The sequence below is a fragment of the Chitinophaga niastensis genome, from assembly GCF_003014755.1.
Classification (GTDB): Bacteria; Bacteroidota; Bacteroidia; order Chitinophagales; family Chitinophagaceae; genus Chitinophaga; species Chitinophaga niastensis.
Window position 1 is genome coordinate 283,461 of record NZ_PYAW01000006.1, and the last position, 25,847, is coordinate 309,307.

Annotated in this window: 19 protein-coding genes; 7 read left to right on the top strand and 12 right to left on the bottom strand. The window is 43.3% G+C overall.

Going from position 1 to position 25,847, the window contains the following annotated elements:
- The first annotated feature begins 26 nt into the window (after positions 1–26).
- Positions 27–2,282 carry a GH92 family glycosyl hydrolase gene (locus CLV51_RS23960; RefSeq protein WP_106530629.1) on the top strand — a complete coding sequence of 752 codons (2,256 nt, stop codon included), beginning with the start codon at positions 27–29 and terminating at the stop codon, positions 2,280–2,282.
- Between the two features lie 73 nt (positions 2,283–2,355).
- On the opposite strand, the gene CLV51_RS23965 is transcribed toward CLV51_RS23960, so the two are convergent.
- The 3 genes from CLV51_RS23965 to CLV51_RS23975 all read right to left on the bottom strand — a co-directional run bounded on the left by CLV51_RS23965 (position 2,356) and on the right by CLV51_RS23975 (position 7,787).
- Entirely contained in the window at positions 2,356–2,694 is a 339-nt protein-coding gene (locus CLV51_RS23965; RefSeq protein WP_146151368.1) for a hypothetical protein, read from the bottom strand.
- A gap of 2 nt (positions 2,695–2,696) precedes the next feature.
- Positions 2,697–6,839, bottom strand: a complete 4,143-nt coding sequence (locus CLV51_RS23970) for an RHS repeat-associated core domain-containing protein (RefSeq protein ID WP_106530631.1) — start codon at positions 6,837–6,839, stop codon at positions 2,697–2,699.
- 213 nt (positions 6,840–7,052) lie between these two features.
- Complete coding sequence (locus CLV51_RS23975; protein ID WP_106530632.1) at positions 7,053–7,787, bottom strand: hypothetical protein; 735 nt, start codon at positions 7,785–7,787, stop codon at positions 7,053–7,055.
- Between the two features lie 118 nt (positions 7,788–7,905).
- On the opposite strand from CLV51_RS23975, the gene CLV51_RS23980 reads away from it, so the two are divergent.
- Positions 7,906–8,415, top strand: a complete 510-nt coding sequence (locus tag CLV51_RS23980) for a GNAT family N-acetyltransferase (RefSeq protein WP_106530633.1) — start codon at positions 7,906–7,908, stop codon at positions 8,413–8,415.
- Between the two features lie 105 nt (positions 8,416–8,520).
- Here CLV51_RS23980 and CLV51_RS23985 read toward each other — a convergent pair whose 3' ends face one another.
- From CLV51_RS23985 to CLV51_RS24010, 6 genes are all read right to left on the bottom strand, one after another.
- On the bottom strand, positions 8,521–9,579 hold the full coding sequence (locus CLV51_RS23985; RefSeq protein WP_245898926.1) for a mechanosensitive ion channel family protein: 1,059 nt from the start codon (positions 9,577–9,579) through the stop codon (positions 8,521–8,523).
- A gap of 62 nt (positions 9,580–9,641) precedes the next feature.
- Positions 9,642–9,899: a hypothetical protein gene (locus CLV51_RS23990; protein WP_106530635.1), complete on the bottom strand. Its 258-nt coding sequence runs from the start codon at positions 9,897–9,899 to the stop codon at positions 9,642–9,644.
- A gap of 23 nt (positions 9,900–9,922) precedes the next feature.
- Entirely contained in the window at positions 9,923–10,576 is a 654-nt protein-coding gene (locus CLV51_RS23995; RefSeq protein ID WP_106530636.1) for a hypothetical protein, read from the bottom strand.
- A gap of 20 nt (positions 10,577–10,596) precedes the next feature.
- Entirely contained in the window at positions 10,597–12,699 is a 2,103-nt protein-coding gene (locus CLV51_RS24000) for a TonB-dependent receptor plug domain-containing protein (protein ID WP_106530637.1), read from the bottom strand.
- Positions 12,700–12,805: 106 nt separating this feature from the next.
- Positions 12,806–13,516 carry a LytR/AlgR family response regulator transcription factor gene (locus CLV51_RS24005; RefSeq protein ID WP_106530638.1) on the bottom strand — a complete coding sequence of 237 codons (711 nt, stop codon included), beginning with the start codon at positions 13,514–13,516 and terminating at the stop codon, positions 12,806–12,808.
- Positions 13,513–14,538, bottom strand: coding sequence for a sensor histidine kinase (locus CLV51_RS24010; RefSeq protein ID WP_106530639.1), 1,026 nt, complete (start codon positions 14,536–14,538; stop codon positions 13,513–13,515). Before CLV51_RS24010 ends, CLV51_RS24005 begins: the two co-directional genes overlap by 4 nt.
- 283 nt (positions 14,539–14,821) lie before the next feature.
- On the opposite strand from CLV51_RS24010, the gene CLV51_RS24015 reads away from it, so the two are divergent.
- Entirely contained in the window at positions 14,822–16,366 is a 1,545-nt protein-coding gene (locus CLV51_RS24015) for an MFS transporter (protein ID WP_106530640.1), read from the top strand.
- Positions 16,367–16,368: 2 nt separating this feature from the next.
- Here CLV51_RS24015 and CLV51_RS24020 read toward each other — a convergent pair whose 3' ends face one another.
- A complete protein-coding gene (locus CLV51_RS24020; RefSeq protein ID WP_106530641.1) occupies positions 16,369–17,187 on the bottom strand; it encodes an SDR family oxidoreductase in 819 nt (272 codons plus the stop codon).
- Positions 17,188–17,222: 35 nt separating this feature from the next.
- Positions 17,223–18,092, bottom strand: a complete 870-nt coding sequence (locus CLV51_RS24025) for a hypothetical protein (protein ID WP_106530642.1) — start codon at positions 18,090–18,092, stop codon at positions 17,223–17,225.
- 230 nt (positions 18,093–18,322) lie between these two features.
- On the opposite strand from CLV51_RS24025, the gene CLV51_RS24030 reads away from it, so the two are divergent.
- From CLV51_RS24030 to CLV51_RS24040, 3 genes are all read left to right on the top strand, one after another.
- On the top strand, positions 18,323–21,430 hold the full coding sequence (locus tag CLV51_RS24030) for a non-ribosomal peptide synthetase family protein (protein WP_106530643.1): 3,108 nt from the start codon (positions 18,323–18,325) through the stop codon (positions 21,428–21,430).
- Positions 21,431–21,524: 94 nt separating this feature from the next.
- On the top strand, positions 21,525–22,145 hold the full coding sequence (locus tag CLV51_RS24035) for a TetR/AcrR family transcriptional regulator (RefSeq protein ID WP_106530644.1): 621 nt from the start codon (positions 21,525–21,527) through the stop codon (positions 22,143–22,145).
- 60 nt (positions 22,146–22,205) lie between these two features.
- Positions 22,206–22,679 carry a PaaI family thioesterase gene (locus CLV51_RS24040; RefSeq protein ID WP_106530645.1) on the top strand — a complete coding sequence of 158 codons (474 nt, stop codon included), beginning with the start codon at positions 22,206–22,208 and terminating at the stop codon, positions 22,677–22,679.
- Between the two features lie 268 nt (positions 22,680–22,947).
- On the opposite strand, the gene CLV51_RS24045 is transcribed toward CLV51_RS24040, so the two are convergent.
- On the bottom strand, positions 22,948–23,790 hold the full coding sequence (locus CLV51_RS24045; protein ID WP_146151369.1) for a helix-turn-helix domain-containing protein: 843 nt from the start codon (positions 23,788–23,790) through the stop codon (positions 22,948–22,950).
- A gap of 283 nt (positions 23,791–24,073) precedes the next feature.
- On the opposite strand from CLV51_RS24045, the gene CLV51_RS24050 reads away from it, so the two are divergent.
- On the top strand, positions 24,074–25,789 hold the full coding sequence (locus CLV51_RS24050) for a TPR end-of-group domain-containing protein (protein ID WP_106530647.1): 1,716 nt from the start codon (positions 24,074–24,076) through the stop codon (positions 25,787–25,789).
- Positions 25,790–25,847: the final 58 nt, after the last annotated feature.

Genomic DNA, 25,847 nt, shown 5'->3' on the forward strand with positions numbered 1-25,847 from the left:
TTTTCCCTGAGTATAAACTATAGTGAATGAAAAAAATAATATGGAAACTGTGTAGCCTTTGTTTGCTGACACCTGTAGTATTCTTATGTAGCACCAACAAACTATTGGCCAACGATAGTATTCCACGCAACAGGCAAGCCATTGACCTGATTGATCCTACCATTGGTAACGTGGGACAATTACTGGAACCTACCCGGCCTACCGTACAGTTACCTAATCAGCTGATCCGTTTTACACCGCAGCGAAAGGATTATATGGATGATCAGATATCCAGTTTTCCGCTCACTATTGTGTCGCACAGGCTGGGGCAGGTGTTTGCGCTGAAACCTTCTGTGGCAGCACCTGGAAAGAGTGCCTGGGCATCAAAAAAGGCGTATGATCATGATCTCGAAATCAACAAGCCATGGTACTATTCTACCTGGTTAATTGAGGATGAAATCAATGTTGAATTTACGGCCGGGAAAAAAACAGGCTATTATCGTTTTCGTTTTCCGGAGGGGGAAAATAAATCAGTGTTGTTTGATGTATACAACGATGGCCCCGCAGCATATCATTTTTTATCGGGCAATGAAATAACTGGTATAGAAACATATAACGGTGATATCAAAGTATATATGTATGGTGTTTTTAATCAAAAGGGAACACCTGGTGTATGGGAAAATAATCAGTTGAGCAATAGTAAGATCATTGCTGGTAAAGGAATTAAAGCCTATATCAGTTTTCCTGCTGCTACTAAAGAAGTAACATTTAAGTATGCGATCAGCTATGTTAGTGCGGCACAGGCAAAGAAAAATTATGAAGAAGAGATCAGCAAAAAAGATTTTGCAGCAGTAGCCGGCAACGGGAAAAAAGTATGGTCAGACGTCATATCGCAGATTGAAGTAAAAGGAGGTACCATTGCTCAGCAACGTTCCTTTTACACAGCATTATATCGTTGTTATGAAAGAGCAGTAGATATCACAGAAGATTCTCTTTATTACAGTGGATTTGATAAACAGATACATAGAGATGCCCGGCCTTTTTATGTAGATGACTGGTCGTGGGATACGTATCTGGCACTGCATCCGCTGAGAATGATCCTCAATCCTGCGAAGGAAGAAGACATGTTACAATCTTATGTACACATGTATGAGCAAAGTGGCTGGCTGCCTACTTTTCCGGTGCTCTTCGGAGATCATGCCTGTATGAATGGTTTTCATTCTTCTGTAGTGATGCTGGACGCCTGGAGAAAAGGATTGAAAAATTTTGATATTGAGAAAGCGTATGAAGGCATGCGCAAAAATGCAACTGATGCTACTATACTGCCATGGCGGAACGGTAACAAAACAAAGCTGGATGATTATTATCAGGAAAAGGGATATTTCCCTGCCTTGCACATAGGTGAAAAAGAAACCGTTGCGGAAGTGGATCCCTTCGAAAAAAGACAGGCAGTAGCTGTTACATTGGGTGGCAGTTATGACGACTGGGCATTGTCTCAGTTAGCCGGCGATCTTAATAAAAAAGATGATCAGCAGTTGTTTGCTCCGCGGGGACAGCATTATAAAAATCTCTGGAATGCAGATAAAAAATTCTTTATGCCCAAAGATGATAAGGGCAACTGGATTGATATTGATGTTAAATATGATGGCGGTCCGGGTGGACGCGATTATTATGATGAAAACAATGGCTGGACTTACTTATGGCAGGTGCAGCAGGATATACCGGGGCTGATCAGTTTAATGGGAGGGAAGCCGGCTTTTGAAGCAAAACTGGATCAGTTGTTTCGTGAGTCGTTGGATATGCCGCGCAATACTTTCTGGAATAAATTTCCGGATGCTACCGGCCTCGTAGGTCAGTATTCTATGGGTAATGAGCCGAGCTTCCACATTCCTTATTTATATAACTTTACCGGAGCGCCCTGGAAAACGCAAAAGCATATACGTTTTCTGCTGGATACCTGGTTTAAAGACAACATCTTCGGTATCCCCGGTGATGAAGATGGTGGCGGTATGTCTGCTTTTGTTGTGTTTTCTTCCATGGGTTTTTATCCTGTTACACCGGGTATTCCGGTGTATACAATTGGTAGCCCTGTATTTGAAAAGGTTACCATTGCATTGCCCGGTAAAAAGAAATTTACGGTGCTGGCACACAACAGTTCAGTGGTAAACAAATATATTCAGCAGGCAAAATTCAACGGGCAACCACTCAATAAGCCAACGTTTACACATCAGCAACTTGTAGCTGGCGGAACCCTGGAATTGTTTATGGGGCCTAAGCCTAATAAGCGCTGGGGAGTAGAGTAAATAGAAATATTAGATACAGTACATAAGAAAGGCCGCATCGCTGTGGCCTTTCTTATGTTGTGGAGCAACATTATTATTCCTTCATAAATAATTCTCCTGAAAAGAATATTTTTTGAAGTGCCAGCAACTCTAAACGTCTTGCCTCAACAAGATCCTGGTATGTTTTAGAAGTATTTAAAAAGAAATCAGGATTGGAAATAGTGCCCACCAACTGATCCAGTCCGGATGTGAAAAATAATACAATGGGTATCGGCACTACATCTGTTTCTTTGTAATCATTAATAACATCCATTATCAGGGCAATAAATGCAAGGTATGCGGGATCATCCCACGCTCTTTCCATTCTTACCCGGTAAGTAAATTCATCTTCTGATTCTGCGTATTCCAGGTATTTTTTCAGTGATTCTTTCATATTTATAAACATGGTGGATTATAACGATGTACCACAGCTTCATTTGCCATGGTGCCTTCTACTAACAATTCTTTTGCTCCTTTCGCATATTTATTGGCCTTATGGAGATCGGAACCTACCGGGGCCCTTGATACGTCTCCCAGGTGTTCTAATCTGCCTTCTGTAGTGCTCAGATCCAATTTAGTGTTATTTAATTTATCCAGATCTATTTCTCCTACTTCTGTACCAGCTTTTCTGGCCCATCTTTCTGCGAAGCTCCTGTCTTTTGTAAGTGATACATACTGATCTCCATAACCAGGGGTAGATCCGTTCAGTACATGGCTCATGGGTGTTTCTGTTGCCCCGGGGGCTTTAGGAATAATACCGTTGCCGGCATCAAGACTGGTCATATCATTAGGATGCAGCGCGCGGAACCAGATATCTTCCCATCCCCAGATATCTATATAACAATTGGTATCTTTTACATAGGCGTAATTATTCCAGCCGCCTGCAACCCCTATTGGATCCTGACTTATATACATGCCTTCCTGCGGAGAATAATATCTGAAACGGTTGTAGTGCAATCCTGTTTCTACATCTTCATACTGCCCCTGGTAGCGGAATGGTACAAAGTCTTTGCTGCCTTCCAGCTTGCGCACATTTCCATCAATGTCCAGTTCTGCGCTCCACAATTTTTGTCCGGTTGTATCGTAAGCTTCACAGGGAGTGCCCAGGTGATCGGTGATAACAGAATATTGCTGCTGATCAGTGATCTTTGCTGCAAGCTTAAAAGTTTTCTCCTCAAATACCCATGTGGTCAGTGTTTCGGCAGGTACCGGCTCCCGGTGACTACTACTTATTTCTCCATATTCGTCAATGATGGTTTGTGGTTGCTCTTTTTCAGGATAGGTCCATTCATGCAACGGTTTATGACCGTCCCATACAAAGCGTGTTACTTGCCCGCTGAAAGTTTTTTGGGTTCTTCGTCCAAGACCATCGTACTGAAAGGTGATCGTTTTCTGATCGGGGCGCCGTACCTGTTTCAACAGGCCGTTGCCATACCACTCATATTCCCAGGTTACCGGGAGCGCAGCGTTGGTAATAATTTTTTTAATAAGATTACCTTCCTCATCATAGATGAAACGTGCCTGGTCTGATTCCAGTAAACGGCCTCCTGCAGCGTATTTCCGGTCCGTGCGGGTTTGTGTTTTATAGAGATTGCCTGCTTTATCAGGTAAGCGGTAATCATATTGTCCGTTTTCATACTGCGCCCAGGCAAGGTTGCCAATATCATCGTGCCCGAATTTTACAATGCCTTCACTCAGCCCTTTAACGATCTGTTTGAGCCGCATATTGGCATCCCAATGATATTGGTGGCTGCGTGTTATTTTACTGCCACTGGTAACGGTATGTGCATCCGGCGTATTGCTGGCAGAAGAGCCGGGGTGATACGTCCAACTGCTTTTTACGCCACCGGGTAAGGTACGTTCTATCTCCAGCCCCAGCAGGTTACGCTGTATCTCTGCAGTCCATGGATCGATAGTACCATTGGCCATGGCGCTTATACCGGTAAGGTCATCCATGGCATTCCACCGGGTTTGGATATTGGCACCCAGACTGCTTTGTACAGTTGTGCGTCTGCCTTCATTATCATACCGGCTGGTTACGATATGCCCGTTCTGTGATTCACTGATCATCCTGCCCATAGCATCCCGCACAAATTTCACGGTATTGTCGGGTGTGGCAACTTCCAGCAGTTTGCCGTTACGATTATAACTGAAGGCCTCCCAGGTACCGTCACTATGTTCTGTACGTGCGAGCAAACCATTGTAGTTGTATTCGTAGTTTGTCCACTTATTACCCGGGCGGTGCACTTTAATTACTTTGCCTGCTGAATCGCGGTCATAGCGCCTGGTAATGCCATCAAACCCTGTTTCACTGATGATATCACCATTGGCATTGCGCATCAAGCGATACATCTCTCCATGCTCATTTACAAGTCCGGTCAGTTCTTCTTCATTATTATACAGGAAATGTGTTTTAATACCTTTTTCCTCTCTCAGTTTTATATTTCCCATGGGTGTGTAGGCGAATTGCACCACATGCTGTTTATCCTGTGCTGCTACAATTTCTTTATAGGCATTGTAGCGTAGTTTGATATGGTTGTCAGGCAATCTTATATCGGTCACGCGTCCCAGGGTATCATACTGGAAGGTTTGCTCTTCCCGCAAAGGATTGCGGAGCCGCAGGCATTGCCCCCAGGTATTGTATTCCCAGGTGGTTTTGCCGCCATCAGGCAGCGTGATACTATTTAAGTTGAAGTCTTCATCATAAGCCAGCAGGGTATGATTTTCGGTTTCGTCTTCTATTTTACGAACCAGGTTGTTATCGTTATAACGGAAGATGCGTATGCGGCCATCTGCTTCGGTAAGTGTATGCAGCAATCCTGTTTTTTCATAGTAAATATAAGTACGGCTGTTGCCTTCCGGATCAGCACTTAACACCAGTTTGCCCTCCCTGTTATAAGTGGCGCTGGTAGCTGATCCATCGGGAAATACTACACTGGTACGGTTACCCAGTTCATCGTACGTATAGCCGGTAACGTTACCTTCCGCATCTATTACCCGGTATATTTCCATATCGGCTGTATATGCGAAGAAGATGGAGTTGCCCAGCGGAGCTTTGATCTGCGTAACAACAAAATCAGGGGTATAATATAAGGTAGTACTATGTCCCTGTGAATTGGTGATACGATTGAATCCTTCTTTGGGATGATATTCGAGTGTTCCTTCCATTAAGCCGCCATCGCCATAGGTGTGGGTGCAGCGTTTTTTTTGATCATACTCCCAGTAAAAAGATTGTCCGTTGCGGTCTGTCTTTTTTATCATGAGATGATCACGGTATTGGATAAACGTAGTTTGATCCAGTGCGTCGGTGATCCCGGTCAGGTCGCCGGTTTCATTATAAGTATAGCGCACCAGCAAACGCTGTTCCCCACGATGCTGCGCTGTAACCTGTATGATCCGGCCTCCTTCATCGTTCAGTATCAGCAGGTGCCTGCCGGCGCTGTCTATTATGCGCAGCAGATGCCCATTGGCGTTGTAATGAAAGCTGATCATAAACCCGGCTTCATCTGTAATGTTGATGAGCCGGTATTGTTCATCCCGGGGATGTGACAGGCGGAAGGTGTATGTTAATCTGCTTTCATAATCAAACAGCGCGTATTCGTCGGCGTGTGAGCGTGTCAGCAATAGTTTTTCATGACGGTTATATTCACTGTTGCCATTATATGGCAGGGCGTCAAAAACAGCACTGCGGCCATCACCCAGTAATACTACCGTAGCATTTTCCGCAGGGAATTCCTGCACGCGCATATCATAGCAGCCGTGATTGCCATGCCCGAGCAGGCCTTTAAACGGACTGTCACTGTTCCAGGAACGCATCCATTTCAACGGAATAGGTCCTGGCAGCTCAAAGTCAATCCCATCGTAGATAACGATGCCCTGCACCAGGTCTACCGGTTCAAAGCCTTTTTTGCAGAGGGCTTTACTGAGCTTATTACTGCCCAGCTTACCTTTCAGGGCATGATTAAATTTTGTGAGCACTTTCTTGCCTAGCTTGCCTAGTCCTTTCAGGGCAGCACCAAAACCATAAGACATGATAAGATTCATAATCACACCGGCCCAGTCAGGTACAAAAGGACCGCCCACCATTACGGGTTTACCAAAAGACAGCGGGATGGAATAGGAGGTAGGCAGATACAGGCTGGGAATAGGAATGAATTTTTTCCCCGGTGTAAGCGACAAAGGAATACCAATGTCGTTGCACGTCATCAGCATATGCCCCGAAGGACTCATGAGATTACCCTCTACTTTCACCTTTTTGCTACCGAAAAAATTAACGGAATCATGTCCTATCATGGGGGCCAGCAGGAATGGTCCGCCCATAGGAATATGAAACAGGAAAACCAGTTTGCCGTTGGTGTCACTTTTTCCCCTTGGCACATGATTTATTTTGGTGGTAGCACCGATAAACGGTATCCAGTCCATAGGATCTATTACCAGACCTATATACGGGTGTGGCAGTGGAATGGGAAATCCAAACAGGATAACAATGTGTATGTCCAATCCAATAACAGGTATGAAATGTTTATTGCTGACAAGCATGAAGACATGGTTTCGTCGCCCTTAGGCAGGTTTAACAAATATTAATATTTAAACTAAGCGTCAGCTAATATAAGAATTCTTGTTTAATGTGCGATATGTTAGATATACTTATTGTTTAGGTATTTATCGCTCCTGAAACAGGGGATTTTACTGTTTCTTAAATGCCATCATTACCGGCAGCACAATCAGTTTTGCAGCTGCCGGTATGGTTTGTTATTTTCCTGCTAAATAATCTTTAAATTCTCCTTTATCGTTGAGTGTTTCTATTTTCGGATTTCCTTTATCGTCTACGTAAATCTTCATTCTTACTTTTCCGGTCGGATCAGCTAAGAAAAGCCCGGAACTGTTTTCCCTGGTTCTTCCGATGAATAACCTGTTTTTTACGCCAATGGCCTGTGCCAGCGCTTTTAGCTTTTCTGCTCTGACGGTGGTATCCTTTATTTGCTGAATGGCTTTAATTTTCTCTACTCTTTCATAGATATCACCTCCGGCAGGATAGTCGTTGATCACTACTCCACGTTTGATAGTTACTTTATCGTTGTCAAATTCTTCTGCGTTTAAGATCTGTACTACCTGATCTTCATGATATTGATCCATGGTAAAAGACAAATCGTTACTGGCTTTCCCGTTTTTTGTTTCAGCGGTATAAGTGAGTCCTCCACATTCATCTCCTTCATTATTAAAAAAAATTAATCCGGCCGGCCGGTCTCTTTTGGGGAGGTTTTTTCCCACCACTCTTCCGGGATGTTGTCTTACCTCATTACTGATCACCATTCTGTAACTTCCATCTTCTCCAATAACATTAATACGTTTTACGGTTAGTTCATCCAGCTTTTGCTCTTTGTCTTTTTCACGGAAGGAGGATACCATGAAGAAAATGAATACCAGTGAACTGACAACTGTATAACCCATTAAGAAGCTAAGTTTCTTTTCTGTAGTTAATTTCATGATTTTGGTTTAGGTGTTTTTAAACTGTTACGGTCTAAATTAAAAAAAGTGCATCTGTTTTAATTCATCCCTTTAATGGAATTTTGTGATCAATAAACATACAATAAAAAAGTTATCTATGAGAATTGAAAACAGCACATTAGCGGATGTTGACACTATCTTCAAGCTGTATGATGAGGGTACCCATTATCAAAAATCAGTAGCAAAGAAGCATTGGCAGGGCTTTGAGCGATCATTGGTAGAAAATGAAATTAAGGAAAAAAGGCAATGGAAAATAATTGCAGATGAGCAGGTAGTTTGTGTTTTTGCTATCGCATTTAATGATCCTTTGATCTGGAAAGAAAAAGATAACGATCCGGCTGTTTATATTCATCGCATAGCCACCAATCCGCTGTTTCGTGGTAATAGTTATGTAAAACATATCATTACCTGGGCAAAAGAGTATGCCCGGAATATTAATAAGGATTTCATCAGAATGGATACTGGTAGTGGTAATGAGCGATTAAATAATTACTATATCAGTTGCGGATTTACTTACCTGGGTATTACAACACTGGGGGATAGTGATGGTTTGCCTGCTCATTACAGGGGTGGTTCTTCGAGTTTGTTTGAGATAAGATTAAAATGAGGATACTAATAAAAACTCACCCCTCCTGCCAAAGAGAGGTGAGTTTTTAATGATGTTAAGAGAAGATAACATTTTGTGAAGCAAAACTATTTATCTTACAAAAAATTATGAAATAAACGCAGGTGGTGGTGTATCACTTTCGATATAAGCCCTTGTTTTAGGCAAACAATCCGGATAATTTTCTTTGACATATTTGATGAGATTTTCCCGGACATAACAACGCAGATCAAAAGCGTTTCCCGAATTAGCAGCACTCATCAAAGCCCTTACTTCTATGGTACGTTCAGTTGTATTAGTTACCTGCAGTGTATTCACCCGTTTATCCCAAAGGGGAGAAGCATTCAGCAGCCTGTCCAGTTCCATTCTTAGTTTGTCAACCGGAATGGTGTAATCCATATAGAAAAATGCAGTACCCAGTATTTCAGCACCGGTACGGGTCCAGTTTTGAAAGGGCTTTTCTATAAAATAGTTGATAGGTAAAATCAGTTTACGCTGATCCCATATATTCAACACCACATAAGTTAGGGTAATTTCTTCCACACGTCCCCATTCTCCTTCCACTACTAACACATCATCAATACGGATAGGTTGTGTAAATGCGATCTGAAAACCAGCGAGTAAGTTACCGAGCGATTTTTGTGCAGCAAAACCAATAATAATACCGCCTACACCCACACCCGTAAGTAAACCAGCGCCCAACTTACGCATACTGTCAAAGCTCAATAATATAATACAGGCTGTTAATATCAGGATGATGGCAACGGATAGTTTCCGTATAAACTGTAGCTGGGTGCGTATTTTCCGCTCTTTGAGGTTGTTGGCTTTGTTGAGGTCATACGCATGATACACATAATCTTCCATTACTTTTATGATGCCTATTACCAACGCGGCAAATGACAGGGTTAAGGCTATCTCTGCCAGTTTGCTCAATGTGGGGATGTACTGTGGACTTACCCGCATCAAAGGCATCATCATATTGAGTATGAGCAAGGGTAAGAAATAATTGAAAGCCTTGCCCAGGTGGTACATTACACTATGTACCAGGGAAAATTCGCCCTGGGACTGTGCTGGCCGGCGTAAGAATAAAGACAGCAAAAACTTGATCAGCCATCCTACTATTACTGAAATGCCAACCAGCATCAAATCCCACAAAAAATCCGGCAATTGGTCTGTTTTTTCTAAAAATTGAGTCCACATGGCCAGCAGGGCGTCAAAAAAGGTGCCGGTTAATGTTTGTCAATAGAAGAATCCGACACCATTTCATGTTGGTAACCGCACCGTTGCCACTGACCATGATGCATGAAAGCCATCCGCATCAACATCACATTTGCAGCAATAAACAACACAATAGCCAGGATAGTGGCGATTTTTGTAATGGTAGTCAAGGATTTTTTCTTTGAGAATCCTCCGAAAACGTACCCGATAATGAACACCATACAAGTAATAAACAATATTCGTATGATGATGATGAATGCAAATCCCATGGTATGAAATTTTTAAAGATGAATTATTTGTATTTACTCAGGAGCTCCGTATCTTCTGCTTTACCCCAATGTGGGTTAACGCCTGCGGATGCATTTCCCAGATGCTGTAAACTCTCTGTAGCCAGTTGTTTAGCCAGTTGCTTATCTCCACCCCACATTTTTGGTGTATTATATTTTACCCATGCTGCCACATAAGCAGCCCTCGGATTTTGTGGATACAGCTGTGTTGCCTGCCGGAGGTACTGATCTGATAACATGCCATATTTTCTGCCATAAGTCATAGGATTAATGAACACCTTAGTGCGATATACCATGCTCAGCACCGTGTATACTTCAGACAATTCATTTTTCTGACGAACAGTATCCAGCAATGACGCTGCTTTTTTAGCCTGCTCTTCACCACGGTTACTATAGGGTTCAATCTTATCGCCATCATCCTGGTAAAGAAATCCGATTTTGGCATTGCAGAAAGCAGCGTAATAATAAGGCAGCCAGGCATTACTTTGTGCGGCAATACCGGCAAACGTTTTTTCCAGGACTTCGTAATCTCTGGCAGTTTGCGCCTGGTCGAGTTTTGTTACGGCATTTTGCAAAGCATCGGCAGCTGCTGTTGTTTGAGCAAAGCCGGCAATGCTGAATAATACAAGGGCCAGGGCAGTAATGATTTGTTTTTTCATTTTTTTTGTTTTACGATTTGTTATAAATTTTTATTAAGAAAATCATCTGTACGATCTATGCCGAAACTCATCCATAAACCTATAAAAAAGCTTCGTGTAGCCGGTAGGGTTACAGGCACTTTATTAGTGCCATCAAAACTGTAGTTATAGCCAAACACCTGTTTGGTACCCAGCAGGTTATTCACGCCAAAGGCAAACCCTGAGAAGTCTTTTCGTTTCCAGTTTTTAAAGAAAGCGCACAAATAGGCTACATGCAGGTTCATGACGCTATAGGCCCTGGTAGTTCCCTGATCAGAAATTTGTGTGCCCTTGTCGGCGGCATTGTAGCGGATGTCGTAATAGGGCCTGCCGGCGGCCAGCGAATAAGACAGGTTAAAGCTGGTGGAGATATCCGCGAAAAACTTTTTAATGGCTACTGTAGCGGTATGCGGTGCGGCAAAAGAAGGGCGCATCACCTCCGGATAATCCAGGTAATCCCGTTTGGTATCCAGGTAGGTGTACGTTACCCAGTAGTCCAGGTTTTTGACCGACTTTTTATCCCGCCAGAATAATTCCACCCCCTGCGCATATCCCTTCCCGTTATTACTGAGTACCGGAACGGTTTTAACCAGGTTTTTGTACTGCTTATAATAGGCTTCCACTCTAAAGAAGCGGTTGCTGGCCTTCCTGGTGTAATTGAGCACATAATGGGTGGCATTGGAAAAAGTAAGCTGATGGGTTTGATACAGAAAATCGTTCAGCGGTTCCTGGTAAAAAATACCATAAGCCAGATTAAACTGACCACCATCAGGAAGACGATAAGCGAGGCTCAGTCGCGGTGCCAGCACTGTTTTACCCAATACCCCGGAGTATTCCAGCCGTAGCCCTGCTTTAGCGGCCAGGTTATCTGCTAAATAAATATCTCCTTCCACAAAGGCGGCGGTTAAATGATCGGTGAGCCGCAACGCAGTATCATCAGATATGCCATTGTCTTTGGAATAAAAATGTTCTCCACCAAAACGTAATGCCTGGTTACGGGAAAAGAGCCGGGTAAATAACACCCTGGCCTGTGCAAAATCAGATGCTACATGCAGGTGATTATTTTTATCGCTGAATGGGGCATAAGGGATACTGATAGTATGTCCTGCGCCATCCCTGAGGGTGTTGGTTACATCACGCTGGTTATAGCTATAAGCTACGCCTGCATCCATTCTCCAGTCATCCGTGAGATAAGTGCGATAGCTGAGATTGTTATAATTGTTCCTGCCTTTAACCTGGTACCCGGCGCGTAAAGCAGGGCTGTCTATATCAGGATTATTCATGCCAACATTGCTGATGTTCCAGTTGGTATAAAACTTCAGCATACCTGTTTTTCCCGTTTTAATCCGGAAGTTGGCATCGCCTTCCAGGTATTCCGGTCCGCTGAAATAATCAGGCTTTTGAGATACGATGGAATTATAAAGCGATTGATTACTGTAATTAATATTTACGCCATAACTGCTTTTATTATTGGTAGCCAGGTGTTGAAATCCGGTGCCGATGTTAGCAGGGAAGATGTGTAAAGAAGCAGATGTTTTTTCCGGCAGATCAACGCTTTCCAGAATTAAAGCACTGCTCATTGCCTGACCATACAACGCAGAGTATCCTCCGGAGCTGAACAATATGCCTTTAAACAGGAAGGGGTTAATCCGCGCATATTGTTGTATGCCGGGTACAGAAGGATAGTTGGGGTTTTTCAGCAACGTGCCGTCAATGAATTGTTTTGTTTCATCACCGGTACCACCGCGTACAAACAGGCCTTCCTGTTCCCCGATTTGCTGTGCGCCAGGCAACGAGCGCAGTGCCTGGCTGATGTCTCCATAACTGCCCGCAACGGTAACGGCGTCTATAGGTGTGAGAGCGGCGCCTTTGGCCTTGTCGCTCGCTTCAAAAGCACCGGCACTGATAATTACTTCATGTAAGGCATGCGTAGCTTTATGAATAACAGTATCTGCTTTAATAGCAGAATCGGACGGGATCGTATCTTTTTTTATGGAGGTATCACCATTCACGGTAGCTGCTACCTTATGTTGTGCGAACACTACCTGGCTGAAGAAGAGTAGTAAAATTGCCGGTATCCGGTATTGTTTTGCATTTGTTTTCATTACCTGTGATATGATTTACAGGCAAAGCTATAGCGAAGAACAAGCACTATTTTGGAGAATAGACCCGACAGGAAAGTGTAGCGACAAAAAAGGAAATTGCGGGAATTTAATTTTCAAAACGGTTAAGAATACGGGTCACATTTTCTTTATAAAACTCACTTACGGGCACTTCCTTTTTCCCGATACAAACGAAATCACGTTTAACGGTAGTGATCTTTGCAACAGCTACGAGGTAAGATTTATGCGTGCGTATAAAAGCCGTTGGAGAGAGCTTTTCTTCCAGTGCTTTGATGGTCATGCGGGTAAGCACCGGCTGAGGGGAGGAGGATAAATGGATTTTGATATAGTCTTTTAAGCCTTCTATGTATTCAATATCTGCTACTACAATTTTTACCAGCGTGTATTCCACGTTCACAAAAAAATCGGATACTTCATTTGTGGCCGCTGCCTGTACCTGCTTTAACCGGAATAATTCGTTGGCGCGATTACATGCTTTCAGGAAACGTTCAAAGGAGAAAGGTTTCAACAGATAGTCTACCACATGAAGATTAAATGCCTCCAGGGCATATTGTTCGTAAGCGGTTACCAGGATAACCATGGGCGGGTTTTGCAGCGACTGCAGAAACTGCAATCCGTTCAGCCTCGGCATCTGTATGTCCAGGAAAATGAGGTCTACCTGCTCCTCTTGCAGTACTTCGTATGCCTCCAGTGCATTTTTGCATGTTTTGATGAGCTGCAAAAATGGTAGCTGCCGGATATTATCTTCCAACAGTTCACGAACCAGTTGTTCATCATCTATAGCAATACAACGTATCATGTCAGTTCCAAAGTTAAAGTAATATGAAACAAATTATTCTGATCGCTGATGATTAATTTATGCCGGCCTTTATACAGTAAATCCAAGCGGGATCTGACGTTGGAAAGGCCAATACCGGAATTTTCATCTTTACTGCTATCCGGATCATTATCAAATTGATTCCATACTTCAAAAGTCAGTATATCGTTAGCAACAGCTAATTGTATGTTGATCTTTGGTTGTTGAATGTTACCCATCCCGTGTTTAAAGGCATTCTCTACAAAAGGGATCAGCAGCATAGGTTCTATGGTATAATGACTATCTGTATCCTCCAATTGCATATTGTTTTCAATCTGCACATCGCTGCCAAAACGCAGTTTTTGTAATTCAATATAACTGTTGAGATATGCTATTTCTTTGGTGAGCATTACTTTTTTACCCTGTGTATCATACAACATATATCGCATCAGCTCAGAAAGTCTTATCAGCGCAGGTTCCAGCTGATCAGACTTTTTTCTGGCGAGAGAAACCAGGTTGGTCAAAACATTAAACAGGAAATGCGGACTGACCTGCGACCGAAGAAATTTTAGTTCTGTGGTAAGCTGCTCTGCCTGTTTTTCTTTTTGTTCTTTTTCATAATTTATTTTATCAAGCACTTTGCGATAAACAAGGCTGATGATGTATGTACCAATAGAAGGAGCAAAAACAAATTTATAGGCGGCAATATTTCCCAGTAGTTCCGGGAACCAGTGCGCCATTATAAAATATTTCAACTGGAACGATCCCGCAATAAGCAGGATCACACCGGGGATATAAATCCACCAGCGCCGCCGGTTTAAAAAATTAGGACATAAGAAATAGGCATTGGTATAAAAAATAACCATATGGATGACGCCACATACGGTAAAGAATAATCCGGGTAAGCTACCTATTTTATAGGCATGGTCTGCTGAAGAAACAAAATAGGGTAGCGACAACAGGATGCCCCATATCAGAATATGGAGCGAAATACTGATACTTTTTGATTTAAGAAGTCCTTTCATTTGTCGTAGCGATAAAGCTACTGATTTTTTTATACGCTTTACTACAATTGGTACCATCACTTTCCAAAACTACCCGTATCAAATGTTTTTCGGGAAGATGAATCGACAGGAAGGGTAATTGTAGCGACAACCCCTGTAAGTATCAATTTTTAAAATTCAATACCAAACCCCATACATGACGTAATCAGCACCTTAATTTGCCGCTTTCACACCCTATTTGTTATGCATAGGGATACTAGCTTTGTAACAGTTCTTCAGTTGCAATTATTCAAACAGATATCCAATGAATACAAATAGTTTAGTAATGACGGAATTAAAGGCCGGTAGACGGGAATGGCTGGGATTAGCCTCACTGGCTATGCCAACGCTGCTGCTCTCAATAGATACCAGTGTGCTGTATCTTGCGTTGCCGCATCTAAGCACCGACCTCGGGGCCAGTAGCACACAGCAATTATGGATCATGGACATCTATGGATTCATGATCGCCGGATTTCTGATTACAATGGGTACCCTTGGTGATCGTATCGGTCGCCGTAAATTATTATTAATCGGGGCCGCTGCTTTTGGCGCTGCATCTGTGATGGCAGCTTTTTCTACAACAGCCGGGATGTTGATTGCAGCCCGTGCACTAATGGGTGTTGCGGGTGCTACATTAATGCCTTCCACACTGGCTTTGATCAGTAACATGTTCCTGAACGCACGGCAAAGGGCCACCGCTATTTCTATATGGATGAGTTGTTTTATGGTGGGCATGATTGCCGGTCCGTTGATCGGTGGAGCGATGCTGGAAAAATTCTGGTGGGGATCTGTATTCCTGCTGGGAGTACCGGTAATGGTTATACTACTGGCTATTGGCTCCGTTATATTGCCCGAATACCAAAATCCACAAGCCGGGCAACTTGATCTGTTAGATGTTGCATTGTCTTTGGCGGCTATCCTGCCGTTTATATATGGGTTCACGGAAGTAGCCAGGGAAGGTTGGTTGCTTGTGCCGTTGGCTGCTATATTGGTAGGTGGAATTTTTGGTGTGGTCTTCGTTTACCGGCAACTAAAATTAAAAGACCCGCTGCTGGATTTACATCTTTTTAAAAATCATGCCTTTAGTGCTACCCTCATCCTGATGCTGCTTACGGCCGTTCTGATGGGCGGAATTGGGTTTTTTATTGCGCAGTTCCTGCAAATGGTATTGGGGCTTTCACCGTTACAGGCAGGACTATGGATGGTGCCACAATCCATCGGGATGATCATTGGTGCGATGTTAACACCGGTGATGGCACATCGTACGCGGCCGGCTTATGTTATCACCGGTGGATTCTTACTCACCACAGCTGGTATGATATTGCTTACACAGGTACCGGTTAGCGGCGGATTGCCCTTTTTAATAACAGGATTTGTTTTTGCTGCTATTGGCGTTACACCGATCGTAGTACTGGGAACAGACCTGGTGATAGGTTCTGCACCACCGGAAAAGGCAGGTTCTGCAGCATCTATGTCGGAAACAAGTAATCAGTTAGGTATTGCATTAGGCGTGGCCGCTTTGGGCAGCATCGGCATCGTTATATACCGGGCGCAGATAGTACATCATTTCCCGGATGGTGTGCCTGCTGCTACTACAAAGGTCGCGCAGGAAAGTCTTGTTGGTGCTTTATCAGTAGCTGGAAAAATTCCCGGACCATCGGGCAGTTCACTGTTGCTGGCTGCCCGCGAAGCCTTTACTGCCGGACTCCACGTTGCAACGCTGATAGCAGCACTTATTTTTGCGCTACTGGCAGTATTCGCATTTATTTCACTCCGGCATATACGCCCTGGCAGCAAGGCGCAACAATGAGTTTAAAGGAACAGGTCTGCCTGCAATTTTCCACCGGGTGTTACAGCATATTTTTCCAGGTCGGTAATACCTGCTGCCTTCAGCACTTCTTCATCAATGAAATTATTGCCGGTGCAGGTGGCGGAGGGCCTGCTGAGAATATAGGATACTGCATCCGCAATAATTTCCGGTTTGCGGCTTCTGTTAATGAGTGCTTCACCTCCCAGCAGGTTCCTGACAGCCGCAGTGGCAATGGTGGTAGCCGGCCAGAGCGAATTGGCGGCAACACCATACTGTTTTAATTCTTCTGCCCAGCCTAAGGCCAGCAGGCTCATATTATACTTGCTGATGGTATAGGCTACATGTGCACCCAGCCACTGCGGCGCAATGTTAACAGGAGGAGATAAAGTAAGGATATGCGGATTGGTACCCTTTTTTAAATAAGGGATACAGTGCTGGGTTACAAGGAAGGTGCCCCGCACATTAATATCATACATCAGGTCAAATCGTTTGGCGGGAGTTTGTTCTGTATTGGTTAACTGTATGGCAGATGCATTGTTGATCAGTACATCTATCCCGCCAAATTTATCGGCAGCTTGTTGCACGGCTGCCTGTATCTGTGCTTCATCACGTATATCTACCTGTATCGGTAAAGCTTTACCGCCGGCCTTTTCTACTGCTGCAGCTACAGAAAAGATGGTGCCTCCCAGGCGAGGGTCTTCTTCTACACTTTTTGCTGCAATAACTATATTGGCTCCTGCTGCGGCAAGTTTTAGCGCAATCGCTTCGCCGATGCCCCGGCTGCCGCCTGTAATGAAAATAGTACGATGCTGAAACGTCATGTATGCTGCTTTTAAAGGTGAAATAAATTTTATTTTTAAGCCCCAACTTTTAACCGCCAGGTAGCCCTTATTTTGCCCATCTGCCGCATCTTTAATAACTGTGCTTCAGTGGCGTTGGCTGTTAAATGAGTTAAAGCGGAGAGCCTGGAAGGGTCTGCAGCGGCTTCTTTATCAATAACAAATCCTGCTTTCGTAAAAAATGCGGTGGCTGCCTCAAAGCTGTCGAACATCTTTTCATGGATTTGGTGCTGTGCATAAAATTCCTTCCACTGCTCATCTTTTACTGCACTATCTCTTACCTCTTTTCGTTTAATGTAGATATCTGCTGTTATCCAGTATCCGCCGCGTAGCTGCAATATTTTATGAATAATGCGGCAGAGTTTTTCTTTTTCTGCATCGTCCAGGTACATCAGCAGCCCTTCATTTACAATAACAATTTCTCCCTCAGGGAAGCGGTCAACTACGGCTGTAAATGCTGTTTCATCCAATGCATTTAATGGCAGCAATTCCAGGATGCTGGTGGTATGCAGCGTTTTATCCTGTAAAGGAACAATGAAATCCTGCTTGGTAGTCATCAGCTCCGGGAGATCTGTATCGATATAATGATAGCCATCCTGTTTGATGGTTTCCAATCCGCGGAAGGAAAATCCTGATGATAATTCGAGAATATTTTTTATCGGTAATTCCGTCAGCAGCTGGTTGATGCTCCAGTACCTGTTTTCAAAATGTACCACCCTTGCCCAGAAAGGCACTTCTTTGTTACTGAAGTCGGGATGATATTGTTCGGGAGATAACATGAGTGCAGCAGCCTCCCTTGCAAAAGGAATATTTGTAAGCCCTTTCAGCAGCAGTAATGATTTGGCAGAAGGGCTGATTGTACTGTAGTCGCGATGTGTGGTTTCCATACTGTCCAGTTAACGGCGTAAGATAATCATGTCTGTAAATGCTAATGTACTGAATTTGCGCCATTGAGAAATTGCATGCCCTGAACCTTCGGCTACAACCTGCAAATGGTGATCTTCGCATTAATTATACTGATGTGTGAATACGATACGCTTTGTTATTTTCGTTAAATGCAACGCTATTTCACCGGACTGATTAATCATTAGCTGAAACCCTCAAAATAATCAAGCTTATGTCCACATGGAAAACTTCCTTTTCAGGCAGCGGGGATACTGCACCGGGTATTATTATGACCGCTGAAGAAAAAAATACCATCCTTTATGAATTTAATGATACGTTTTGGAATTATGCACCACAGGAAACCCTTGTTTCATTATTTGAAAAACAGGTGAGTAATACACCTGAGCACACCGCAGTAGTATTCCGCGGCTTGCACATGACCTACAAAGAGCTGGATGAGAAAAGTAACCAGGTAGCACATTACCTGCTTTCGCGGGACGTAAAGCCCGGTATGTTTGTGCCCATTTGGCTGGATCGCTCGCTGGAGTGGCTCGCAGCTGTTATCGGTATATTAAAGACAGGTGCTGCCTATATCCCCATTGATCCTGTTTATCCGCTAAAAAGAGCCGTGCATATAATAGCAGATGCACATGCCCGGATTGTTATTACCAGTGCTGCATCAGCAATCCTGTTAAGAGATACGGCGAATGCGGCAATTTTTTGCCTGGATAGCCTTGCTGCGGTTAGTTCGCAGCCGGTAACGTCAACGGGCATACGATTGCAGGAACAATCGCTGGCTTATATTATTTATACTTCCGGTTCTACCGGTAATCCCAAGGGCGTCATGATTACGCACCAGTCAATTCAGCACCTGGTTACCTGGCATAATCAACGGTTTAATGTAAATGAAACATGCAGACTTGCCCTGGTGGCAGGGCTCTCATTTGATCTATCTGTGTGGGAGATCTGGTCTGCATTACTATCGGGTGCTACCCTGTATGTTGCAGACAATGAGGAAAGAACGGATGCTGTTTCCCTGCTGGCATATTTCCGCAGCAACTATATTACACACGGTTTTGCCCCCACGGTATTGGTGCCGGCTATTGTAAAGCACAGCAAAGAGGAAACCGGCTTGCGTTTAAAGTACCTGTTTACCGGAGGTGAACAGTTGAAACCTGTTTATACCAACGGGCTGCCTTACCAATTGATAGATTATTACGGACCTACAGAATGTACCGTCTTTGCTACTTATCGCGAGGTAAAGGAAAAAGACGGACAATTCATTGCTTCCATAGGAACACCTGTTGCCAACACGCAGGTGTATATCCTGAACCAGCAACAGGAAGTGCTGCCGATAGGTGCAACAGGAGAGCTTTGCATCAGCGGAGCCGGTTTGGCTGCTGGTTATCTGAATAATGAAGCACTTACTAAAAATAAGTTTATAACACATCCCTTTCTGCAGGGTCAAAAGCTCTATCTCACCGGTGATCAGGCCCGCTGGTTACCCGATGGGAATATTCAGTTTTTAGGCAGGACAGATAACCAGGTTAAAATAAGGGGATGCCGGGTAGAGCTGGGAGAGATAGAGCGGGCATTGCTCAGGCTCCCTAACATCAGTAATGCTGCTGTCATTGTGAGAGAGAATGCAGGGAATAATAAATACCTCATTGCTTTTATTGTATTTGAAAATTTACAGGAAGAACCTGATATCACCTTTATAAAGCAGCAGCTCAAACTGGAGTTACCAGGTTATATGATCCCGGCAAGATTTGCTGTGATACAGGAAATAGCGCTAACCGAAAACAGCAAGATAAACAGCACACAGTTAGCTGACATAGCAGCACAGTACAGCGCGGAAGCATTTGCGGCTGAACCGCCCACAAATGAAACAGAGCGCGTTATTGCAGCGGTATGGTCGCAGGTGCTGGAGTATCCGGTGAGGAATATCTCTGACAATTTTTTCGATATCGGAGGAGACTCTTTACTGGTGGCCACTGTTGTGGCGGCTATCAATAGCAGACTATCTGTCAAGGTGTATATAAGAGATCTGTACCAATATCCTGTTTTACAGGAATTGGCGGCTGTATTAATAAAGAGGGGAGAACAGGTATTATCCAGTGAAGATGTGGAACCCTATGTAGAATTGCAGCAGGACGTATACCTGGCGCCGGGGACTATCATTACCAAAGAATTTGACGAACATCATTTAAGCCATCCGTCCGCCATATTGCTTACCGGTGCTACAGGTTTTGTAGGGATTCATTTATTGCAGGAGCTGTTAGACAAAACAACGGCTGATATTTACTGCCTGGTGCGGGCGCAGGACGAACATCATGTAATGGAAAAGATTAACAGCTGTTTTACTGAATTCAAAATTACCATAACAGCAGAACACCGGCAGCGGATCATTCCGGTGGTGGGAGATTTCTCCAAAACATGCCTTGGGTTGACGGAAGCACAGTTTAGCTTTTTAGCTGAAATGATAGATGTCATTTATCACTCCGGCAGCTCAGTGAATTTTATTGAGCCATATTCATACATGAAATCACCCAATGTAAATGGGCTACGGGAAATCATCCGCTTGGCTACTGCACGCAAAACAAAATGCCTGGTGCTGTTGTCTACTATTTCTGTATATAGCTGGGGGCATGTGTTCACCGGGAAAACATTGATGAAGGAAACAGATGATATTGCACAGAACTTGCTGGCAGTAAGTAAAGACATTGGTTATGTAAGAAGCAAATGGGTAATGGAGGCTATTGCCGATCTGGCAGCTGCTCAGGGTTTGCCGGTAATCACCTGTCGTCTCGGGTTAGCTATGTGCCATAGTGTATCCGGTGCCAGCGCGCCTTATCAGTGGTGGGCAAGACTGGTAAAGAACTGTATTGAATTAGGATCTTATCCTTTGCTCACGCAGCTGAGGGAAGGGCTCATCACAGTAGACTATATGACTAAGGCCATTGCACACATCTCTAAGAACAAAGCCGCTATAGGCATGAAGTTCAACCTGATCGCTTCTCCGCAAACAAATCTTACACTGGAAGATTTTTTCTGCCTGTTACAGCAATATTATCCTTTCAAATTAAAAGGGCTGCCATATAAAGAATGGAGGAAGCAGTGGGAAGACGATAGCAGCAACCGCCTGTTTCCCTTAACCAGCCTGTTCAGGGATAATATGCATGAAGGTCTTTCTACAATGGAGCTTTATCAGCATACTTATATATGGGATTGTCAGAACGTAATTGATTTTCTTAAAGACACTGATATAAAAGAGCCGGTATTTAATAAGCGCTTGCTGGGTAATTATTTAAAATATTTGGATATTCCTGTCGCCCGGTAGAAGGCTGCTCAATTTAACCCGGTATTTTTTGCTTTGGAGCAGATCAAAACAATGTATTTTTTATTTATTGAACGATTAGTCATAAATTGGCTGCATGAACAAAAAGCAACAGGCAGCTGCTTATGATTCGGGGCATGAACGTGGGCGCCCGCGGGAGTTTGATGTAGATAAAGTGATTGCGGCAACAAGTAATACCTTTTTTCAGCAAGGCTATCATGCCACTTCTATTGATGATCTCTGTAAAGCTACAGGACTGGCACGTGGAAGCCTGTACGGTGTATTCGGCGACAAGAAAAAAATGTTGCTGGCAGCCCTGGAGCTGTTTACACAAGGTGCACTGACGCGGCTCTCCGATAATCTTAAAAGTGAACCCGGAAGGGAAGGCATACATAAAGCATTGCTGCATTATACACGTGTAGCCACCTCCGTTACCCGCAAACGGGGATGCCTGATTACCAATACCGCCCTGGAAATGTTGCCACAGGATGAAGAGATTAGCGGGAAAATTGAAGCAGTTTTCAGGAAGATGTCTGCGTTGCTTGCAGATGCTATCGTACAGGGGCAAACTACTGCTGCGTTTAATGCCGGATTGGATAGCAAGGCCACCGCCAATTTCCTGTTATGTATGATCCAGGGTATGCGGGTAGTAGGGAAGGTATATTCAGAGCGGGAGCTAAAGCAGGTGGTGGCGTTGACATTAAAAATACTCGATTAATTTTTTTCTCTATTTATTGAACGATCAGTCATTAATAGCATAAACTAAATAATAAATGATATGGCAATGATACCAGTATTGGAATACCTCGAAAAACAATTAGCAGGTACATTAACAACGGACATGGAAACATACATGAAATACCCGACAGCCATTTCCCAAACGCTGGGCATCCGGTTGGTTGATATCGGCACAGGAACAGCCACTGTGGCAATTGACGCCAATGATGAGATTCATGGCAATCAGCAGGGAACGGTGCATGGCGGGCTTTTAAGTGAGTTGGCAGATGCTGCCATCGGTACAGCACATTCTACCCTGATGAGTGAAGGCGAATCTTTTACCAGCATTGAACTGAAAATAAATTTTTACCGCCCTGTATGGAAAGCCACCCTTACGGCAATGGCAAAACCTATACAGAGCGGTAAAACTATCACTCATTATTTGTGCGAGATCAGGCGCGAAGACGGCAAAACAATAGCAGTGGTAACCAGTACTGTGATGACGTTAAGAGGAGAAAAAGCAAGCGGCCGATAAAACAATGCTTTAGTAACTATAATTATCCGTATGAAATTTTTATGCATTCAATTTTATTTAAACCTGGCAAAACGTACGGTAGTAGCTTATATGTTTTTCATAGATAATTGAGAAATCATTACAGTATAACAGAAATAAACAGCCATATGATAAAGATCACCATGCTGTGTATTTAGGTTATAGTAATATAATTTTGCCGGATAAAATTAGCGCTATGGGGAAAGCCGGAATAGTAAAAAATCGCAATTATGACTGCTGGCGATGAGATTTAATAGCCATCTACAGTCTTAATAAAATTTTCCCTTGGTGGTGGAAGCTGTTGTAGAAATGAGCGGGGAGAATGTCCGGAAAAGACTTTGAAATCTTTTACCAGGTGCATCTGGTCAAAATAGCCACAGCTATGTGCAATATCTGTCCAGTTTTTATGCGGATGCATTGTTTTTAATAGCAATACTTTATTAAACCTTACTACTCTGGCAAACAACCGGGGTGTAATGCCTACCTGCTCAGCAAAATGTTGTTCAAACCCTCTCAGGCTCATATTTACCTGTTGGGCCAGGGCTTTGATATTCACGGTATCATGATGTCTAAGGATCGTATTAGCGGCAGCGGTAATATTGTCTACAGTATTCTTCGCCTTGTTTTTTAATAATGCCGTTAAAAAATATTGATCAGCAGCGCTTGTCATTTCCTCCATGTTACCAGCTTCCTCTAATTGCTCCTGTAAAAATTGTACATTTTTCCCGATTAAATCATCACTATGTAATAAATGATCACTCAAATGACACATGGGGATGTTGAAAATGCGGAAGAAACCATTTGCCCTGAAATGCACGGTAAAAAAACAGTACTTGCCATTGTAAGTCTGATGCCCCTGAAAGCAACTCGGAATACCCAATAATTGACGCTGCTTAATGTTGATTTGCTGTACACCTTTATCGGTTTCATATAATAACGGGGTATTGCTTAACCAGAAAGTCATAAAGGATTGATCAATAGCATGAATGGCTTTCAGCAGATCTGTACCGTGGGTATCAATTTCACGCAAACAATAACATCGGATATAATTACGCAAAGGTAAAGCTGGCAGGTGTTCTATCGTTGTTACCATATGATTTGCAATATGCTGTATTTTTTTGGGATAGGGGGATTGGTTGACGGTCAGGTAAAAATACAATATTTATTTAGTTTACATACTTGCAACAAAGCACGGGGAGCATTATCTTCCCTTAAAATACGCCCGAATGATCAGATCGATCTCAGGAGTGACTGGCTTTTATCAACCCAAATCAGCTGCTATAATTGGTGATGTGTTTTATGTAGGGACTAAGTACTAATTATTCCCCGATAACAGATCTTCCTTATATTTGAATATTATCTATATAAATTCACTTATGAGGACATTGTCAATAGCCTGTTTCCTGCTCACCATATGCATTACTACCAAAACACAAGCACAACAGCACAACGATTACGACATTAATAAATTCATTACCACACTTAAAAATGCCAACGATTATACAACAGCCGGATCGTGGAAAGAAGCTGCTATGGCCTGGGGAGAGATAGTTACTATAAACCCCCTGCAAGGCGAATACTGGGATAACCTGGGGGAAGCCTGCATGCATGAACATCATTATGAATACGCCATCGTCGCCTATGAACAATCTTACCGGCTGGGGTATGATCTTCCCCATATGGCGCTGTATCATATAGCGGGTTGTTATGCTCAATCGGGGCAACCGGAAAAAGCATTGGACTATCTCGAAAGAGCAATGAAAGAAGGTTCCTACTTGCGGGAATATGCGCAGCATGATACTCTTTTCACCTCATTGCAGCAGCAGCCCCGGTTCAAAAAAGTGCTTGACATCTGTCCTGTCAATAAACTTTCGCGCAGAGAAGGATGGCTGTCGGATATCCGGCTTTTTGCCAAAGAGTACAAAAGGCTTAGCTATGCGCCTTTTCAAAAAATGCCGGAGAAAGATTTTGATGAAGCGATCGCTGTTATTAACGATCATATTAATCACCTCACAGATGCAGAGATCACGATTGAACTGGCAAAGATACTGGGCAAATCAGCGGATGGACACACCCGCTTTTTTGCGTTCTTTAATATGATGAAGATACCGCCACAGCCGGGATTCGATCAATATCTTCCTTTAAAGTTCTTCCTGTTTAAAGAAGGATTGTATGTGATTCAGGCAGATAAAAAGTATGAACACCTCGTAGGTGCCCAGGTACTCAACTTTGATCATACATCAGTCAGTAAAGTCCTGGAGGCAGTGTATCCGCTTATTGCCACCGACAGACAAAACAGTATGTGGTTAAAACGGATGGCGCCCAATTATATGCGTGTAGCGGGTTTGCTGAAAGGATTACATGTCATTGATTCCATTGGTGAAATAACACTCACTATCAAAGATATCAATGGTATTTTGCAAACAGTGAAGGTACAATCGCAGCCGGATGATTTTCTGGCCTTTCACCATACACCGGCAGGCTGGACTAACGTAAACGCCTATCTGAAAGATAAAACACCGTTATACCTGCAACACATCGAAAAGCCATACTGGTTTCAATTGATACCGGAAAATAAAACAGTATATTTTCAGTTTAACCGCGTGAGACAAGACACCGCAGAGGCTTTTAAAGATTTTATAACCAGGCTGTTTAAGTTCATCGATGATAATGATGTGGATAAACTAGTGATTGACCTGAGATGGAATGGTGGTGGTAATACTTTTATGCTGAAGCCACTTATCCAGGGATTGATCAAAAGCAAGATCAATCAGAAAGGTAAACTCTTCGGTATCATTGGCAGGGGAACTTTTTCTGCTGCACAAAATCTGACCACGCAGCTGGAACGTAATACAGAGATCACTTTTGCAGGAGAGCCTTCCGGCTCAAATCCAAATTTTATCGGAGAAGATCATCCGTTTACATTGCCTTACAGTAAACTAATAGTAAATTTTTCTACCTTATACTGGCAATCTTCGCATCCGCTGGATAACCGCACATGGACGGCGCCGGATATTTACATAGAACCTACTTTTGCGGACTTTATCACCGGCCAGGATCGTGCGTTGCAAATGGTATTGAAAATAAAATAATATCAAATGATGCGCAATATATAATCAGCCCAATGCTACTAATCAGTCGTGGGCATGC